13 protein-coding genes are annotated in these 16,015 nt (G+C 65.3%); 8 read left to right on the top strand and 5 right to left on the bottom strand.

Features of this window, described 5'->3' with window-relative positions; genetic code table 11:
* The first annotated feature begins 6 nt into the window (after positions 1-6).
* From gap to LLJ08_RS18145, 5 genes are all read left to right on the top strand, one after another.
* Positions 7-1,017 carry a type I glyceraldehyde-3-phosphate dehydrogenase gene (gap, locus tag LLJ08_RS18165; RefSeq protein ID WP_046618372.1) on the top strand — a complete coding sequence of 337 codons (1,011 nt, stop codon included), beginning with the start codon at positions 7-9 and terminating at the stop codon, positions 1,015-1,017.
* Positions 1,017-1,598 (top strand): cyclodeaminase/cyclohydrolase family protein, encoded by a 582-nt coding sequence (locus tag LLJ08_RS18160; RefSeq protein ID WP_228207615.1) that lies wholly within the window; start codon positions 1,017-1,019, stop codon positions 1,596-1,598. Before gap ends, LLJ08_RS18160 begins: the two co-directional genes overlap by 1 nt.
* A gap of 162 nt (positions 1,599-1,760) precedes the next feature.
* A complete protein-coding gene (locus LLJ08_RS18155; RefSeq protein ID WP_228207614.1) occupies positions 1,761-2,927 on the top strand; it encodes an iron-containing alcohol dehydrogenase in 1,167 nt (388 codons plus the stop codon).
* A gap of 5 nt (positions 2,928-2,932) precedes the next feature.
* Positions 2,933-4,435, top strand: a complete 1,503-nt coding sequence (locus LLJ08_RS18150) for a CoA-acylating methylmalonate-semialdehyde dehydrogenase (protein WP_228207613.1) — start codon at positions 2,933-2,935, stop codon at positions 4,433-4,435.
* 90 nt (positions 4,436-4,525) lie between these two features.
* Complete coding sequence (locus tag LLJ08_RS18145) at positions 4,526-5,311, top strand: IclR family transcriptional regulator (protein WP_228207612.1); 786 nt, start codon at positions 4,526-4,528, stop codon at positions 5,309-5,311.
* Position 5,312: 1 nt separating this feature from the next.
* Here the strand turns inward: LLJ08_RS18145 and trhA are convergent, their stop codons facing one another.
* Together trhA and rep are read right to left on the bottom strand one after the other, a co-directional pair.
* Positions 5,313-5,930 (bottom strand): PAQR family membrane homeostasis protein TrhA, encoded by a 618-nt coding sequence (trhA, locus tag LLJ08_RS18140; RefSeq protein WP_228207611.1) that lies wholly within the window; start codon positions 5,928-5,930, stop codon positions 5,313-5,315.
* Between the two features lie 96 nt (positions 5,931-6,026).
* Positions 6,027-8,036: a DNA helicase Rep gene (rep, locus tag LLJ08_RS18135; RefSeq protein WP_228207610.1), complete on the bottom strand. Its 2,010-nt coding sequence runs from the start codon at positions 8,034-8,036 to the stop codon at positions 6,027-6,029.
* Between the two features lie 246 nt (positions 8,037-8,282).
* On the opposite strand from rep, the gene LLJ08_RS18130 reads away from it, so the two are divergent.
* Positions 8,283-9,920 carry a putative bifunctional diguanylate cyclase/phosphodiesterase gene (locus LLJ08_RS18130; RefSeq protein ID WP_228208960.1) on the top strand — a complete coding sequence of 546 codons (1,638 nt, stop codon included), beginning with the start codon at positions 8,283-8,285 and terminating at the stop codon, positions 9,918-9,920.
* Between the two features lie 40 nt (positions 9,921-9,960).
* On the opposite strand, the gene LLJ08_RS18125 is transcribed toward LLJ08_RS18130, so the two are convergent.
* The 3 genes from LLJ08_RS18125 to LLJ08_RS18115 all read right to left on the bottom strand — a co-directional run bounded on the left by LLJ08_RS18125 (position 9,961) and on the right by LLJ08_RS18115 (position 13,859).
* On the bottom strand, positions 9,961-11,934 hold the full coding sequence (locus tag LLJ08_RS18125; protein ID WP_014821771.1) for a BCCT family transporter: 1,974 nt from the start codon (positions 11,932-11,934) through the stop codon (positions 9,961-9,963).
* A 131-nt stretch (positions 11,935-12,065) separates the two neighbouring features.
* On the bottom strand, positions 12,066-13,562 hold the full coding sequence (locus LLJ08_RS18120; protein ID WP_228207609.1) for a YifB family Mg chelatase-like AAA ATPase: 1,497 nt from the start codon (positions 13,560-13,562) through the stop codon (positions 12,066-12,068).
* A 36-nt stretch (positions 13,563-13,598) separates the two neighbouring features.
* Entirely contained in the window at positions 13,599-13,859 is a 261-nt protein-coding gene (locus tag LLJ08_RS18115) for an accessory factor UbiK family protein (RefSeq protein WP_013981620.1), read from the bottom strand.
* A 398-nt stretch (positions 13,860-14,257) separates the two neighbouring features.
* Between LLJ08_RS18115 and glnK the strand changes: the two genes are divergently transcribed.
* Both glnK and LLJ08_RS18105 read left to right on the top strand, forming a co-directional pair.
* The gene (gene glnK, locus LLJ08_RS18110; RefSeq protein WP_003096476.1) at positions 14,258-14,596 is read left to right on the top strand and encodes a P-II family nitrogen regulator; all 339 of its coding nucleotides are present in this window, start codon (positions 14,258-14,260) and stop codon (positions 14,594-14,596) included.
* A 38-nt stretch (positions 14,597-14,634) separates the two neighbouring features.
* Positions 14,635-15,951 (top strand): ammonium transporter, encoded by a 1,317-nt coding sequence (locus LLJ08_RS18105; RefSeq protein WP_044316047.1) that lies wholly within the window; start codon positions 14,635-14,637, stop codon positions 15,949-15,951.
* Positions 15,952-16,015 lie beyond the last annotated feature (64 nt).

The raw sequence follows: 16,015 nt of genomic DNA, 5'->3' as shown, positions 1-16,015 counted from the left end.
ATTTGCATGCTACGTATTGCCATCAACGGGTATGGACGTATCGGCCGCGCCGTCGTACGAGCGCTGTTCGAGCGTGGATTGCAGGATCGGGTACAGGTGGTCGCGATCAACGATCTCAGCGACCACAAGACGCTGGTGCATCTGACCCGATTCGATTCGACCTTCGGTCGTTTCCCCGAGCCGGTAGAGCTGCAAGGCGAATCGATGGTGGTGCGTGGCCAGGCGATCCGCCTGCTGGCCGAGCGGGATGCGACCAAGCTGCCGTGGAAGGAATTGGGCGTCGATGTGGTGCTCGAGTGCACCGGCAAGTTCAAGAAGCGCGCGCTGATCGAGCAGCACCTGCAGGCCGGGGCCGGTCGCGTATTCGCCTCGCACCCGCTCGATGGCGGCGACCTGACCGTGGTCTACGGCGTGAATCACCAGCTGCTGGGCGATCAGCGCGTCGTCTCCAATGCCTCCTGCACCACCAATTGCCTGGCGCCGCTGGCCAAGGTGCTGCACGAGGCGGTCGGCATCCGCCAGGGCCTGCTCAACACCGTGCACTCCTACACCAACGACCAGAACCTGCTGGACAAGGCGCACAGCGATCTCTACCGCGCGCGTGCCGCGGCGTTGTCGATGATTCCGTCCACCACCGGTGCGGCCAAGGCCATCGGCCTGGTGCTGCCTGAACTGGCCGGGCGTCTGGACGGCCTCTCGGTGCGGGTGCCGACGCCGAACGTCTCGCTGGTCGACCTGACCTTTATCGCCGAGAACGCGCCGGAAAGCGTCGAGGCAATCAACGACATCCTGCGTGCCGGGGCGCAGAAGCTGCCGGCCGGCGTCATGGAGTGCAATGAGGAAGCGCTGGTCTCCTGCGACTTCAACGGCTACCCGGCGTCCTGCGTTGCCGACCTCAGCCAGACCCGCGTGCAGGGCGAGCTGGTCAAGGTGATGGCCTGGTACGACAACGAGTGGGGCTTCTCCAACCGCATGCTCGATGTGCTACTGCATTGGGACGGCGCCAAGTCGGCCTGATGGGCGAAGCCTACCGGCCGGGCGCGGGGCTGGGGCTCTGGCAGCTGAGCCTCGCGCAGTTTCGCCATTCCGTGGCCGAGCGTGCGTTGCCCGGCTGCGGTGCGGTTACCGCAGTCACGGCTGACTTGGCCGTGGCGCTGATCGTCAAGGCGCTGCGGGTCAGCGCCGCGCACGACGATGCCTCCTGTAACGCGCTGCTGGTCGATGCCCGCTCGCTGCTGGGTCGTCCTGGCGCCTTTGCCGACGACGACGTGGCGGTCTTCTCCGAATATCTGAAGGAAGACGAGGGTCGAGCGCCCGAATTGTCGCGGCAGGCATGCGCGGTGCCGCTGGCGACGGCACACGCCTGCGTCGAGGCGCTGGGCATCGCCGAGCGTGCCTTGCCGATGGTCGAGCCGTGGCTGCGCTGTGATGTCGAGGCGGCGGTTTTGTTGCTGAGCGCCTGCGTCGATGCCGTGCTGCTCAATGTCGAGGCTGATATGGACGAGCTGGATGCCCAGGCGCGGGCCGATGTGCAGTCCGCCTGTGAGCGCCTTCGCCAGCAATCGACTCAGCTTCGCGATCGTCTGAACGCACGTTGATCCTGTTTTCCAATAAGCACATCCCTGACCCTGAGACGAAAGGTCTCGTTTCGGGTTGACGGCGGCTGCCTGCTCTACCTACTCTCCAGTGCATAGTGAGACATTGAGTCTCAAAATAAGAAGCTGCCAGCTCGTTAGGCAGTCCATTTTCGGAGAGTGCCCATGAGTCATCGCATCGTTCTGCCGCGCCTGATGGAAGTCGGCGCTGGCGCCAGCCAGCAACTCGCCCGCGTGTTGAAGGAGCTGGGCTGCAATCGCCCGCTGATCGTCACCGACCGCATGATGGTCGAGCTCGGCTACGTCGCGCGCATCGCCGGTCAGTTGGAAGAAGCCGGCATCGCCAGCCAGTGCTTCGCCGATACCCTGCCCGAACCGACCGCTGCTTCGATTCGAGCGGGCGTGGAAATGGTCCGTCAGGGCGACTTCGACTCCATCGTCGCCCTCGGTGGCGGCAGCCCGATCGATTCGGCCAAGGCCATCGGCATACTCGGCAAGTTTGGCGGCGAGATGCGCGACTACCGCTTCCCGCGTGACGTCAGCGAAGCCGGCCTGCCGCTGATCGCCATCCCCACCACTGCCGGCACCGGCTCGGAGGCGACGCGCTTCACCATCATCACCGACGAGACCAGCGACGAGAAAATGCTCTGCGCGGGCCTCGGCTTCATGCCCATCGCCGCGCTGATCGACTACGAGCTGACCCTCTCGCTGCCGCCGCGGGTCACCGCCGACACCGGCATCGACGCGTTGACCCACGCCATCGAGGCCTATGTCAGCCGCAAGGCCAGCCTCTACAGCGATGCCCAGGCGCTTGAAGCCATGCGTCTGCTGGCGCCGAACCTGCGCGCGGTCTTCAATGAGCCGGGCAACCGTGCCGCCCGCGAGGCGATGATGCTCGGCGCGACCCTGGCCGGGATCGCTTTCTCCAACGCCTCGGTGGCGCTGGTGCACGGCATGAGCCGGCCGATCGGTGCCTTCTTCCATGTGCCGCATGGGTTGTCCAACGCCATGCTGCTGCCGGCTATCACCGCCTTCTCGATTCCCGCCGCGCCGGAGCGCTACGCCGATTGCGCGCGGGCGATGGGCGTCGCCGCGCAGACCGACAGCGTCGAGGTGGCGAACGACAAGCTGCTCGCCGAGCTGCGCGCAATCAATCAGGAACTGAAAGTGCCGAGCCCGGAACAGTTCGGCATCGCCCGCGAACGCTTCTTCGAACTGCGCGAGACCATGGCGCGCCAGGCGCTGGCCTCCGGCTCGCCCGGCAACAACCCGCGCGTACCCACGGAAGCGGAAATCATCGACCTCTACGAAACCGTCTGGAACCAGGAGTGAGCCCCATGCAGACCCTCGGCAATCTGATCAACAACGAGGCCGTCGCCGGCCGCTCCGAGCGCCACGCCACCGTCTACAACCCGGCCACCGGCGAGCCGCGCCTGTACGTTTCGCTGTCCTCGGCAGACGAAACCCGCGAAGCGATTGCCGCCGCCCAGGCCGCCTTCGACGGCTGGTCGAAGACGCCGCCGCTGGTGCGCGCGCGGGTCATGTTTCGCTTCAAGGAACTGCTCGAAAAACGTCGTGACGACGTCGCCCGGCTGATCACCAGCGAGCACGGCAAGGTGTTTTCCGACGCCCAGGGCGAAGTCACCCGCGGGCTGGAAGTGGTCGAGTTTGCCTGTGGCATCCCGCATCTGCTCAAGGGCGAGTTCTCCTCCAATGTCGGTCGCGACATTGATTCCAACTCGCTGATGCAGCCGCTCGGGGTCTGCGCCGGGATCACCCCGTTCAACTTCCCGGCGATGGTGCCGCTGTGGATGCTGCCGGTGGCCATCGCCTGCGGTAACACCTTCGTGCTCAAGCCCTCGGAAAAGGACCCAAGCGCGACCATGTTGCTCGGCGAGCTGCTGGCCGAAGCCGGGCTGCCGGCCGGCGTGCTGAACATCGTCAACGGCGACAAGGAAGCCGTGGACGTGCTGCTCACCGACGAGCGCGTGCAGTCGGTCAGCTTCGTCGGCTCGACGCCGATCGCCGAATACATCTATGCCACCGCCTCGGCCCACGGCAAGCGCTGCCAGGCCCTGGGCGGAGCGAAGAACCACATGGTGGTGATGCCCGACGCCGATCCGCAGCAGGTGGTCAGCTCGCTGATCGGCGCTGCCTACGGCTCGGCCGGCGAGCGCTGCATGGCGATCTCCGTGGCGGTGTGCGTCGGTGACGAGGTGGCGGACAAGCTGGTCGGCATGCTGCAAGACGAGATCGGCCAGATGCGCACCGGCCCGGGCCTGGGCATCGAGCCCGAGCCGCACATGGGCCCGCTGGTGACCCGCGAGCACCAGCAGAAGGTCAGCGGCTATATCGATCTGGGCGTGGAAGAGGGCGCGGCGCTGGTCTGCGACGGTCGCGGCATCAAGGTCGAGGGCCATGAGAACGGCTTCTATGTCGGCCCGACGCTGTTCGACCGTGTCACGCCGAGCATGCGCATCTACCGTGAGGAAATCTTCGGTCCGGTGCTGGCTGTGGTGCGGGTGAAGAGCTTCGACGAGGCGCTGCAACTGATCAACGACCATGAATACGGCAATGGCACCTCGATCTTCACCCGCGACGGCGACACCGCGCGGCAGTTCGAGGAAAACGTCAAGGTCGGCATGGTCGGCGTCAACGTGCCGATCCCGGTGCCGATGGCCTTCCACTGCTTCGGCGGCTGGAAGCGCTCGGTGTTCGGCCCGCTGAACATGCACGGCCCGGATGGGGTGCGCTTCTTCACCCGCATGAAGACCGTGACCCGCCGCTGGCCCACCGGTATCCGCGCCGGTGCCGAGTTCGCCATGCCGACCATGAAGTAACCCGCGCGGCACCGTTGCACCGACGGTGCCGGTCGCTACACTCGTGCGCGCCCTGCGGGGCGCTCATCTCATTGAACGACAAGGCAGACGATGCGCAGCATTCCCCGCGAGAAAGGCTCCTCCATCACCCGCGTGCTGGAAATCATCGAGGCGGTTGCTGCGGCGAAGGAGCCGCTCAGCCCGACGGCCCTGGCCGAACGGCTGGACATTCCCAAGGCCAGCGCGCACCGGCTGGTGCAGACGCTGGAAAAGGAAGGCTTCCTGCAGTTCGGCCTGCGCGGTGGGCTGTTGCCGGGCGAGCGCCTGCACGTTGCGGCGCTGAACATCCTGCGCAGCAGCCGGCACAAGGCGCTGCGCCAGGCGATCCTGCGCCAGCTCTCCGAGGCCATCGGCGAGACCTGCGGGCTGGCGATCCCGGACGGGCTGGACATGCTCTATTTCGACCGGGTGCAGACCAACTGGCCGCTGCAGATCAACCTGCCGATCGGCAGCCACACGCCGCTCTGGTGCACCGCCAGCGGCAAGCTCTATCTGGCCTCGCTGCCGCCGGAGCAACTGGAGCGGGTGCTGCCGCGCCTGCCGCTACAACGGATGGCGCGCAACACCCTGACCGACCTCAGCGCGCTGCGTGACGATCTGGCGCGGGTGCGGGAAGAGCAGTTGGGCACCGACTGCGAGGAATTCATCGACGGCATGGTCGCCTGTGCGGTGCCGGTGCGTGATGCCGACGGCGAGCTGCTGGCCTGCCTGTTCAGCCACGCGCCGGTGATCCGCTGTTCGATGGCGCAGCTGCTGGCGTTCGTGCCGCGGCTGCGCGCGGCGGCGAGAGAGCTGGAAGCGGTGCTCGGCAGCGCGGCGGCGCTGGAGCCGCGCTGAGTCAGATCACGTAGAACAAAATGGCGATGAAGTGCAGCAGGCTGCCAACCATCACGAAGATGTGCCAGATGCCATGCCAGTGGCGGAAACGGTCGTCGAAGACGAAGAACACGATGCCCACCGTGTAGCAGATGCCGCCGGCCAGCAGCCAGGCGAAGCCGGCACCGCCGAGCGCCGCCAGCAGCGGCTTGACCGCCACCAGCACGATCCAGCCCATCACCGCGTAGATCACCAGTGACAGCACCCGCGCCTCGGAGCGCGGCTTGATCTCCTGCAGCATGCCGATCACCGCCAGGCCCCAGACGATGCCGAACAGCGTCCAGCCCCAGGGGCCGGCCAGAGTGACCAGACAGAATGGCGTGTAGCTGCCGGCGATCAGCAGATAGATCGACAGGTGATCGAGCTTGCGCATGACCACCTTCGCCCGCCCGCGCAGGCTGTGGTACAGCGTCGAGATGCTGTAGAGCAGGATCAGGCTGAGGCCGTAGATCGCTGCACTGACGATCTTCGCCAGCTCGCCGTCGAGCGCCGCCAGCACCAGCAGCCAGATGGCGCCCAGGCAGGCCAGCAGGGCGCCGACCAGGTGCGTCCAGGCATTGAAGCGTTCACCGTGGTACATCGAATCCCTCCAGAAACCGCGATCGGCCAAGCATGCCGCGGTTGGGTTACGGGATACAAACCGGCGTTGAACGCTCCTCGAACCCAGGCGCTGCGATCAGCGCTTGAGCATCGCCCGCATCGCCGCCAGGGCGTCGTTGCCGCGCGCGGCCTTGACCTCCACCGGCGCGTCTTCCTGGCCTTCCCAGACCAGGTCCTCCGGCGGTAGCTCGTCGAGGAAGCGGCTCGGCGTGCAGTCGATCACCTCGCCGTACTGCTTGCGCTTGGCGGCAAAGGTCAGCGCCAGGTTGCGCTTGGCACGGGTGATGCCGACATAGGCCAGGCGCCGCTCTTCCTCGATGGTGTCGGCCTCGATGCTGGAACGGTGCGGCAGGATTTCTTCCTCGAAGCCGATGATGTACACCGAGGGAAATTCCAGGCCCTTGGAGGCGTGCATGGTCATCATCTGCACTCCTTCGGCACCTTCTTCCTCTTCCTGCTGACGCTCGAGCATGTCGCGCAGCACCAGCTTGCCGATGGCGTCCTCGATGGTCATGTCGCCGTCTTCGTCCTTGTCCAGCGTGCTCTTCAGCGCGTCGACGAGGAACCAGACGTTGCCCATGCGCGCGTCGGCCACCTTGTCGCTGGAGGCGTTCTGCCTGAGCCAGTTCTCGTAGTCGATGTCCATCACCATGCTGCGGATGGCGGCGATCGGGTCGTTCTGCGCGCACTGCTGGCGCACGTTGTCCATCCAGTGCTTGAAGCGCGACAGACGCTCGGCGTAGCGGCTGTCCAGATGGGTGCCGAGGCCGATCTCGTCAGCGGCGGCGTACATGCTGATGCCGCGCTCGCTGGCGTAGTTGCCGAGCTTCTCCAGGGTGGTAGAGCCGATCTCGCGGCGCGGCACGTTGATCACCCGCAGGAAGGCGTTGTCGTCGTCCGGGTTGACCAGCAGGCGGAAGTAGCTCATCAGGTCCTTCACCTCCTGGCGGGCGAAGAAGCTGGTGCCGCCGGACAGGCGATAGGGAATCTGGTGGTGCTGCAGCTTCAGCTCCATCAGCTTGGCCTGGTAGTTGCCGCGGTAGAGGATGGCGAAGTCGCTGTAGGGGCGCTGAGTACGCAGGTGTTCGGTGAGGATTTCAAGCGCCACGCGCTCGCACTCGGCGTCCTCGTTGCGCGTGCGGATCACACGGATCTCGTCGCCGTGGCCCATCTCCGACCACAGCTGCTTCTCGAACACGTGCGGGTTGTTGGCGATGAGGATGTTGGCGCACTTGAGGATGCGGCTGGTGGAGCGGTAGTTCTGCTCCAGCATCACCACTTTCAGTGAGGGGTAGTCCTCCTTCAGCAGCATCAGGTTTTCCGGACGCGCGCCGCGCCAGGCGTAGATCGACTGGTCGTCGTCACCGACCACGGTGAACTGGTTGCGCATGCCGACCAGCAATTTGACCAGCAGGTACTGGCTGGCGTTGGTGTCCTGGTATTCGTCCACCAGCAGGTAGCGGATGCGGTTCTGCCATTTCTCCAGGATGTCGGCGTGCTCCTGGAAGAGTTTCACCGGCAGCAGGATCAGGTCGTTGAAGTCCACCGCGTTGTACGCCTTGAGCGTGCGCTGGTAGTGCAGATAGACGATGGCGGCGGTCTGCTCCTTCGGGTTGCGAGCGTTGGCCAGGGCCTCGTCGGGCAGGATCAGGTCGTTCTTCCAGCTGTCGATGTAATTCTTGATCTCATCAGCGCCGTCATCGCCGGAATACTCCTTCTGCATGATGTCGGTGAGCAGCGCCTTGATGTCGCCGTCATCGAAGATCGAGAAGCCGGGCTTGTAGCCCATCCGTGCGTATTCTTTGCGGATGATGTTCATGCCCAGGTTGTGGAAGGTGGACACGGTCAGGCCGCGTGCCTCGGCGCCCTTGAGCAGGCTGCCGACACGCTCCTTCATCTCGCGCGCGGCCTTGTTGGTGAAGGTCATGGCGACGATGTGGCGGGCCTGGATGCCGCAATGCTGCACCAGATAGGCGATCTTGCGGGTGATCACGCTGGTCTTGCCGGAGCCGGCACCGGCGAGCACCAGAAGTGGGCCGCCGACGTAGTTCACGGCTTCCTGCTGCCGAGGGTTGAGTCGGGACATGGTGTTCAGGTCATTCGAAGCGGGGGCGGGAGTTTAACAGGCTGCCGCGCCGATGCTGGCCCGTTGCAGGTTCAATAAATCACCGATCGTCGCAGTTGGGGCTTGGCTGATCGAAATAATGGATTAGTCTTGTGCGCGCTGCAGGAGGCAGGGCGTTTGCATAGGGCTGTGCGGGAAATCGGGGGTGTAGCGCCCGTCTTGCAAATCACCGAGTCCGGAGGCCGCTTGCCAGCGCCCGCTCAATCCATGCCGCTGTTGCTATTGGCTGATCGACCCGAATGGGCCGAGCGCCTGCGCGCCTGCCTGCAGGGCTCGCATAGCAAGGAACGGCTGATCATTGCGGCGGATTGGGACACGGCCAGTGCGTATCTGGAAACGCCCTGCCTGCTGCTGGCGACACCGGAATGCCAGGCGCTCGCCGAACGCTTCCCCTGGCCGCTGATCCTGCTGCTCGACGACGAACCGACGCAGATGCCGGAAGGCGCGGTCGACTGGCTGGTGGGCGACCAGCTCAGTGCCGAGGTGTTGCGCCGCTGCCTGCGCTATGTGCGCGAGCGCTGCAACCTGCAGGGAACCTTGCAAAGGCTGGCCGAGCAGGACCCGCATACCGGCATCGTCAACCGCCAGGGCTTCCAGGCGCTGCTGTTCGATGCCCTGGCCGAACATCAGGAACAGGACCTGGTGCTTGGCTATCTCGATCTCGACAACTTCCGCCACGTCAACGATGCCCTCGGCCACCAGGCCGGGGATCGCCTGATCCTGCAGGTGGTGGCGCGGCTCAAGGCGCAGCTGGAGGTCGGCGACATGCTGGCGCGGCTGGGCGGCGACGAATTCGCCCTGCTGCTCGATACCCGCGACGATCCGGAGCGCGCCGTGGCGGTCGCCGATCGCATCGTCGAAGCACTGGCGGAGCCTTACTGGGTGGAGGGCGAGAGCCTGATGCTGGGCTGCAGCGTCGGGCTGGCGCGTGCCAGCGAGGGGATCGACGCCGATCCGCTGCTCTGGCACGCGCAGATCGCCATGCGCCAGGCCAAGGCGGCCCAGGGCTGCACCTGGTGTTTCTACGATGAACAGGTCAGCCGCAGCGCGCGCAGCCTCGCCGATCAGGAAGGCGAGCTGCGTCGTGCGTTGCGGCGCGGTGAGCTGGAGCTGCACTACCAGCCGCGGCTGTGCCTGGAAAGCGGGCGCATCGTCGGACTGGAGGCACTGGTGCGCTGGCTGCACCCGGAAAGAGGGCTGCTGGGGCCGGATGCCTTCATTCCCATGGCTGAGGAGAGCGGCCTGATCGTGCCGCTCGGCTACTGGGTGATCGCCCGCGCGCTGCGCGATCTGCAAAGCCTGCATGAGGGCGGCGCGGATTCACTGCACATGGCGATCAACCTGTCGTTCCGCCAGTTTCAGGACAGTCAGTTGCTGCCGACCCTCAACCGGCTGATCGATGAGCGCGGCATCGACCCGCACTGGCTGGAATTCGAACTCACCGAAACCGCGGTGATGCGCCGCAGCGAGCAGGTGCAGAGCGCCATGCATGCGCTGGGCGAGCTCGGCGTGCGCTTTTCGCTGGACGATTTCGGCACCGGCTTCTCGTCGTTCGTGCACCTGTCCAGCCTGCCGATCACCCTGCTGAAGATCGACAAGAGCTTTGTCGCCGGCATGGCCGTGCGGCCCGGGAAGTCGCAGCTGGTGCAGGCGATGGTCGGCCTGGCGCACAACCTCGATCTGGATGTGGTGGCCGAGGGTGTCGAGACCACCGAGCAGCTCGAGCTGCTGCGCCAGTTCGGCGCGCAGCAGGTGCAGGGCTATCTGGTCAGCCAGCCGTTGCCGCTGGCCGAGCTGCTGCATTTCATGAGCGCCGAGCGACTGGCAGCCGGCCTGGCGCATTGATCGACCGCGTCCTGGCCGGCGCCAGGACGCAGCACGGGCTTCAGCGAACCATGTGCAGGAAGTGCATGTGCTTCTCGTACTGGCCGAGGATGTCACTGATGACGTCCTCGCGGCTCCAGCCCATCACGTCATAATCCTGGCCGCCTTCCTTGAGATGCACCTCGGCGCGGAAGTACTTGCGCTCCTCGCGCTCGTCGTCCTCGCTGGTGGCGACGAAACTCGGCATGGCGTAGGCCCGCGGGCGCACTTCGTAGATGAAGTCTGGCTCGCCTTCGTGGGTGATCTCGAAGCGCAAGCGACGATCATCACCTTCGCTGATGTCCACCGCATAGCCCTGCTTGCGCATTTCCTCGGCGATGTCCTCGTAGGCCGGACGCACCACTTCGGTGATGAAGCGCACCACATGGGCGCGTCGCGGGAACAGCATCAGCGTACGCAGGCGACGTTGCCAGCCACCGGCACTGCGCGGTGCGCTGGGCGAGGTGCTCAGGGCCTGGTAGCGCAGCCCCTGCTTCGTGGCATCCAGGCGCAGCGCCTTGAGCAGACCCCACATCGAACAGAGCAACGCGATGGTGAAGGGCAGGGCGCTGGCGATGGTCGCCGTCTGCAACGCGGTCAGGCCATCGGCGAGCAGCAGCGCGATGGCCACCCCGCCCATGGATGCGGCCCAGAAGATGCGCTGCCAGACCGGAGTGCCCTGCTGGCCGCCGGAGGCGAGCATGTCCACCACCAACGCGCCGGAGTCCGCCGAGGTGACGAAGAACACCACCACCATGATGATCGCGATCAGCGAGATGAAGCCCGAGAAGGGGAAGTGCTCGAGGAAGGCGAACAGGGCCAGCGAACTGTCCTGCTCGATGGCTTCACCAAGGCTGGAGACGTGTTCCCAGAGGATCATGTGGATCGCGGTGTCGCCGAACACGGTCATCCACAGCAGGGTGAATGCGGTCGGCACCAGCAGCACGCCGGTGACGAACTCGCGAATTGTCCGGCCCCGCGAGATGCGCGCGATGAACAGGCCGACGAAGGGCGACCAGGCCAGCCACCAGCCCCAGTAGAACAGCGTCCAGCCGCCGATCCAGTCGTTCGGCTCGTAGGCATAGAGATTGAAGGTCTTGTTGACGATGTCCGACAGGTAGCTACCGGTGTTCTGCACGAAAGTCTGCAGGATGAACACCGTCGGCCCCGCGATCAGCACCATCAGCAACAGCAGCGCCGCCAGCGTCAGGTTCAGCTCCGACAGCCGGCGCACGCCCTTGTCCAGGCCGGTGACCACCGAAATCGTCGCCAGCAGCGTGGTGGCGATGATCAGGCCGATCTGCACCGGCACGGATACCGGCAGGCCGTACAGGTGATTCAGCCCGGTGTTGATCTGGGTGACGCCGAGGCCCAGTGAGGTGGCGACCCCGAGCACCGTGCCGATGATGGCGAAGATGTCCACGGCATGCCCGATCGGCCCATAAATGCGCTCGCCGATCAGCGGGTAGAGCGCCGAACGCAGGGTGAGCGGCAGGCCGTGGCGGTAGGCGAAGTAGGCCAGGATCATCGCCACGATGGCGTAGATCGCCCAGGCATGCAGGCCCCAGTGGAAGAAGGTGATCTTCATCGCCTCATAGGCGGCCGCGCTGGTGCCGCCTTCGCCCACCGGAGGTGAGAGGAAGTGCATCACCGGCTCGGCGACGCCGAAGAACATCAGGCCGATGCCCATGCCGGCGGAGAACAGCATGGCGAACCAGGTCAGGGCGCTGTAATCCGGTTCGCTGTGATCCGGCCCGAGCTTGATGTCGCCGTAACGACTGAACGCCAGCAGCACCACCATGAGCAGGATGAGTGCAACGGCGAGGATGTAGAGCCAGCTGACGTTGGCGATGATCCAGGCCTGGGTATCGCCAAACAGCGTTTGCGCATGGCTCTGGAAAGCGACGCTGTAGATCACCAGCGCCAGGATGATGACCGCCGAGCCGTAGAAGACCGGGGCGTTGAGGTGGGACGACGAGGGCTGTTTTGCCTCCATGCTGCGCTCCTTCGGGTTGTTTCTGGGGAGTGGCCGCCTGTGGCGAAAGCCATCCAACTTAACACAGACCGCAAAGGATGCCCGTTGTCCGCCGCTGATCGATGCGCACCGAAGCCCGTGCTAGAGCAGGCTCAGCCTTGACTACCGGGCCGGTACTGCAGGGCTTCGGCGAGGTGCTGGCGGCTGATTCGCCCGGCCTGTTCCAGATCGGCGAGGGTGCGCGCCACCTTGAGCAGGCGGTGCGCGGCGCGCAGCGACAGCGCCAGGCGTTCGCAGGCGCGCTCCAGCCAGGCCTGATCCTCGGTGCCGAGCTGGCAATGGCTGCGCAATCCGGCGAGGTCGAGAAAGGCATTGGCGCAGCCCTGACGGGCGAGTTGCAGCTGCCGCGCCTGGGCTACCTGGGCGGCGAGCACGGCACTGCTCTGGCCCGTCTGCAGCGGCGCGTTGAGGGCCGTCGCCTCGCGCGCCACGGTCAAATGCAGGTCGATGCGGTCGAGCAGCGGGCCGGAGAGCTTGTTGCGATAGCGCTGGATCTGGTCCGGCGTGCAGCGGCAGCGCCCGTTGGGATCACCGAGGTAGCCACAGGGGCAGGGATTCATCGCCGCCACCAGCTGGAAACGCGCCGGAAAACGCACCTTGTCGCGGGCCCGAGCGATGACGATATGCCCCGACTCCAGTGGCTCACGCAAGACCTCGAGCACCTTGCGGTCGAATTCCGGCAGCTCGTCGAGAAACAGCACGCCCTGATGCGCCAGGGTGATCTCCCCCGGCTGCGGGCGACTGCCGCCACCGACCAGCGCCGGGCCGGATGCACTGTGATGGGGCTGCCGAAAGGGCCGTTGTGGCCAATGCTCAAGGGGGCTGTGACTGGCCACCGAATGGATGGCGGCGACTTCCAGGGCTTCCTGTTCGTCCAGCGGCGGCAAGAGACCGGGCAGGCGGCTGGCCAGCAGCGTCTTGCCGGTGCCCGGCGGGCCGGAAAACAGCAGGTTGTGCGCGCCCGCCGCGGCGATCAGCAACCCGCGCTTGGCGGCCTGCTGGCCTTGCACGTCGGCTAGGTCGGGGTAAGGCTGAATCTGTCGTAGCAGGCCCTGGGCCACATAGGGTTCGAGCGGCGTGATGCCGTTGAAGTGCGCAGCGACCTCGAGCAAGTGCTCGGCGGCATAGACGGTGAGCCCCGAGGCCAGGCTGGCTTCCTCGGCGTTGGCCCGTGGCACCAGCAGCGCGCGCCCTGCCGCTCGAGCGGCGAGGGCAGCCGGCAGGACTCCCTGGACCGGGCGCAAGGCGCCGGACAGTGCCAGTTCGCCGAGGCATTCCAGGTTGTCGAGCCGCTCGGCCGGCAGCTGACCGCTGGCGGCGAGGATGCCCAGGGCAATGGACAGGTCGAAGCGGCCGCCGTCCTTTGGCAGGTCGGCGGGGGCGAGGTTGAGGGTGATGCGTCGAGCGGGAAAATCGAAGCCGGAGGTGAGAATGGCGCTGCGCACGCGATCCTTGCTTTCCTTGACCGCGGTTTCCGGCAGGCCGACCAGGGTCAGTGCCGGCAGGCCGTTGGCCAGATGAGCTTCGACGGTCACCGACGGCGCTTCGACGCCAATCTGCGCGCGGCTATGAACTATGGCCAGGGACATCCGATCACTCCTTTGATCGTGTCGCGGCCCGGTCTGTCAGGACGCGGGCGGCGTGAGCTTTTCTTCCAGTTCGGCAACCTTGGCTTCGAGCGCCTCCAGGCGCGCGCGGGTGCGGGCGAGCACCACCATCTGGCTGTCGAATTCGTCGCGGCTGACCACGTCGAGCTTGTTCAGTGCGCCCTGGACCACACCCTTGAGCTGGGCTTCGAACTCGCCACGCGGCAGCGGCGTCTCGCCGTTGAACAGGCGCGAGGCCTGGGAGCCGATGGCATCTAGGAAAGCTTTTGGCGGCAACATTGAAAACACCTGTGGTTGAACCGGGCGCAGTGTAGCACGGGCTTTTTCTGGTCTTTCTCAGGTGGCGTGCACAAAAAATGAGCAGCTGCTGGTGCGTGCGCGCACCAATATTGTGCGTGTTCTGGCCGCTACCGTCCGTCGGGCATCCATTCCATCCGTGCGCACCCCGTAAAACCGGGCATTGCGTAAAGCTGGCACTGATTCTGCTTTGTCCCCAGCGACGCATGCACCAACGGGTTGCGGTGCATCGGTGATTCGCGACGCTTTGTCGGAGAGGTTGGTGGTGTCGGACTGCGGACCGGCTACAGCCGGAGCGTTACAAGAGCCAGACACTGAGCTTAGACTTGAGCCGGGTTCGTACTTCTGGGGCAAGTCCACCTAAAACGGGAGAAGTTTTCATGAAACTAGTCACTGCCATCATCAAGCCGTTCAAGCTGGACGACGTGCGCGAGTCGCTGTCGGAAATTGGCGTACAGGGCATCACCGTAACCGAAGTCAAAGGCTTCGGTCGTCAGAAGGGCCACACCGAGCTGTATCGCGGTGCCGAATACGTCGTCGACTTCCTGCCGAAGGTAAAGATCGACGTGGCCATCGCTGACGATCAGCTCGATCGCGTAATCGAGGCCATCACCAAGGCGGCCAACACCGGCAAGATCGGCGACGGCAAGATCTTCGTGGTCAACCTGGAACAGGCCATCCGCATCCGTACCGGCGAAACCGATACCGACGCGATTTAAGCAGCACCTCCGAACCCCCACGCCCCAGGAGTAAAACCATGACTCTGCGAAAATTCGCAGGGCTAGGAGCCCTTTTGTCTCTGATAAGTCCAGGCCTGGCCCTGGCGCAGGAGGCAACGCTGGATTCAGGCGACACGGCATGGATGCTGACGGCCACTGCGCTGGTGCTGTTCATGACCATCCCTGGGCTGGCGCTGTTCTACGGCGGCATGGTCCGCTCGAAGAACATTCTCTCGGTGATGATGCAGTGCTTTGCTGTCACCGGCCTGATGAGCATCCTCTGGATGGTCTACGGCTACAGCCTCGCGTTCGACACCACCGGTATGGAAGCTGGGGTCACCAACTTCAATTCCTTCGTCGGTGGCCTGGACCGTGCCTTCCTCAGCGGTCTGACGCCCGACAGCCTGGTCGGCGCCTTCCCTGAAAGCGTCTTCATCACCTTCCAGATGACCTTCGCCATCATCACCCCGGCGCTCATCGTCGGCGCCTTCGCCGAACGCATGAAGTTCTCCGCGATGCTGGTGTTCATGGGCGTCTGGTTCACCCTGGTCTACGCGCCGATCGCGCACATGGTCTGGGGCGGCGACGGCGGCCTGATGTGGGATTGGGGCGTGCTCGATTTCGCTGGCGGCACCGTGGTGCACATCAACGCCGGTATCGCCGGCCTGGTGGCCTGCCTGGTGCTGGGCAAGCGCAAGGGCTATCCGACCACGCCGATGGCGCCGCACAACCTGGGCCTGACCCTGGTCGGTGCCGCAATGCTCTGGGTCGGCTGGTTCGGCTTCAATGCGGGCTCGGCCATCGCCGCCAACGGTACGGCCGGCATGGCCATGCTGGTCACGCAGATCGCAACTGCCGCTGCGGCGCTGAGCTGGATGTTCGCCGAGTGGATCGGCCACGGCAAACCCAGCGCGCTGGGCATCGCCTCCGGCGTGGTTGCCGGTCTGGTCGCCATCACACCGGCTGCCGGTACCGTCGGCCCGATGGGCGCTCTGGTCATCGGCCTGGTATCCGGAGTGGTCTGCTTCTTCTGCGCCACCAGCCTGAAACGCAAGCTCGGCTACGACGATTCGCTGGACGCCTTCGGTGTGCACGGCATCGGCGGCATCGTCGGTGCGCTGCTCACCGGCATCTTCGCGGCACCCATGCTGGGTGGCTTCGGCGAAGTGGAGAACATCGGCCTGCAGCTGTGGATTCAGTTCAAGGGCGTGCTGTTCACCGTGGTGTACACCGGCATCGTCACCTACCTGATCCTCAAGGCGATCGATTTGGTGATGGGCCTGCGGGTGAACGAGGAGCAGGAGACCATCGGCCTCGACCTCAGCCTGCATAACGAGCGTGGCTACAACCTGTAATCCATTCAGGGCACCCCGGAGCCAACCCCGGGGCCAATCCGAAAAGCGGCACAGGCCATCGACG

The organism is Stutzerimonas chloritidismutans, assembly GCF_020783375.1.
GTDB classification, from domain to species: domain Bacteria; phylum Pseudomonadota; class Gammaproteobacteria; order Pseudomonadales; family Pseudomonadaceae; genus Stutzerimonas; species Stutzerimonas kunmingensis.
This window is presented reverse-complemented; position numbering and strand designations above follow the sequence as displayed.